The 1,971-nt window shown below is 62.0% G+C and carries 3 protein-coding genes; 1 reads left to right on the top strand and 2 read right to left on the bottom strand.

Translation table 11 applies throughout. The features are described from left to right. Positions 1–508, bottom strand: a 508-nt coding sequence (locus tag E5W70_RS12460) for an NAD(P)-binding domain-containing protein (RefSeq protein ID WP_292658240.1), incomplete at its 3' end; no start/stop codon positions are given. 94 nt (positions 509–602) lie between these two features. Next, complete coding sequence (locus E5W70_RS12455) at positions 603–1,409, bottom strand: undecaprenyl-diphosphate phosphatase (protein WP_292658237.1); 807 nt, start codon at positions 1,407–1,409, stop codon at positions 603–605. A 160-nt stretch (positions 1,410–1,569) separates the two neighbouring features. On the opposite strand from E5W70_RS12455, the gene E5W70_RS12450 reads away from it, so the two are divergent. Beyond that, the coding region (locus tag E5W70_RS12450) for a glutathione S-transferase family protein (protein WP_292658235.1) at positions 1,570–1,971 on the top strand (402 nt) is incomplete at its 3' end.

The raw sequence follows: 1,971 nt of genomic DNA, 5'->3' as shown, positions 1-1,971 counted from the left end.
CCACCAGCACCGCGCCACTCTCGAACTCGGCCGGGTTGCGATAAGCCGAGGAATCGACTTGGCGAATTGCGGTTGGCAAGTCAGTCGACCCTGGCGGCCGAACCTGCCGATTTTGGTCGCCAGTGGCGATCACCACATTGCGCGCCAGAAACGCCCCGTCCGTCGTGGTGATGCGAAAGATCCCATCGTCTCTCGTCAGCTCTTGTACCGGAGTTTGGGTGCTTACCGGCAGACGGTGCCGCTCGGCATAGCCTTCGAGATACGCGACAAACTCGTGGTGGGTTATCGCGCCCCACGGCTCGGGCCCCTCGTAGGAATCACCGGGTAAGATGGAGCGAATGGTCGGCGAATTCAGTCGAAACGAGTTCCATCGCTGCGTTCGCCACGTTTCGCCGATCCGGCCTCGATCGAGCACACGGTGGTCGCGACCCCGCCGTTTCAAGAAATAGCTGACGCCGAGCCCCGCCGGACCGGCGCCAATAACGAGGGCGTCAAGAACTTCGCTCATGCTTTCCCCCTGCCAACCATACGTCCACAAGATCGTATGGCTCGGCTTCGGGTAAGAATAGAGTTTCGGCTGGGATTGCGCTATCCGCGCCGGCTTACCCCCAGATTGCCAGCCCCGCCAAGCCGACGATGCCGACGACCAGCCGCCACCAGCCGAACAGCGCATAGCCATGGCGCGAGACGTAGTCGAGCAGGAAGCGCACGACGATTAGCGCGGTGACGAAGGCGGCGACGAAGCCGACGGTGATTATGGGCAGGTCGGCACTGCTCAGCACATTGCGGTTCTTGAACAGGTCGAAGGCGAAGGCGCCGACCATCGTCGGGATGGCAAGGAAGAACGAGAATTCCGCCGCCGCCCGCTTGTCGACACCGAGCAGCAGCGCGCCGACGATCGTCGAGCCCGAGCGCGACGTGCCGGGGATTAGCGACAAGCACTGAAACAGTCCGATCTGCAGATAAAGCCTGGTCGGAAACCGCTCGACATCGTGGTAATACGGCTTCGGCTTCATGCGATCGACCAACAGCAGGATGACACCGCCGATGATCAGCATGATGCAGATCAGCCGCGGCGATTCGAATAGCACCGTCTTGATGAAATCATGCGCCAGCGCGCCTATGATTGCCGCCGGCAGGAATGCGATGAGGATGCCAAGGACGAAATGCCGCGTCAGCCGGTCATAGGGCAGTTCGAGCAGCATCTTCCAGAGACGGCGGAAGTAGACGCTGAGGATCGCCAATATGGCGCCGAGCTGGATCAGGATTTCAAAGGCCTTTCCGGTCGAATGAAAGCCGAGGAAATGGCCGGCGAGCAGAATATGACCGGTCGAAGACACCGGAATAAACTCGGTCAGGCCCTCGAGCATGCCGAGCAGCAGCGCTTCGACGACGGTCTGGCTTTCCATGGCAACCTCGGCGTTGGAGTGAGGGCTTGAGAAACGGCTTGCTTGTCACGGCACGGAACTCCCCCTATAGGTCCCAGCACCCTGACAGCCCCTGAATCGGGCGGCCAAGACTTACCGGCGCAGCCGGCGATTTGCCAGTGCGCTTTATTATCGCGGGACCATGCTGACGCTTTTCCACCATCCGATGTTCGCCAGCTGCCGCTTCGTCCGCCTCGCCTTTGGCGAGTATGGCGAGGAACTGGCGCTGATCGAAGAGAAGCCGTGGACGCGGCGCAAGGAGTTCCTGGCGCTGAACCCGGCCGGCACGCTGCCGATCCTGCTCGCCGAAGGCGACGTGCCGATCGTCGGCGCAGTGGTCATTGCCGAATATCTCGACGAGACGCGCGGCGTACTCAAGCGCGACAAGCGGCTATTCGCCGAGGATCCGATGGAGCGCGCCGAAATCCGCCGGCTGACCGACTGGTACCTCAACAAGGCGGAAAGCGAGGTTACCCGGCATCTGGTGCGCGAGCGCGTTCTGAAGCCGGTCATGCCGGAAACGGCGGGCGGCGGCTCGCCCGAT

Source organism: Mesorhizobium sp., from assembly GCF_005063415.1.
GTDB lineage: Bacteria > Pseudomonadota > Alphaproteobacteria > Rhizobiales > Rhizobiaceae > Mesorhizobium.
This window is presented reverse-complemented; position numbering and strand designations above follow the sequence as displayed.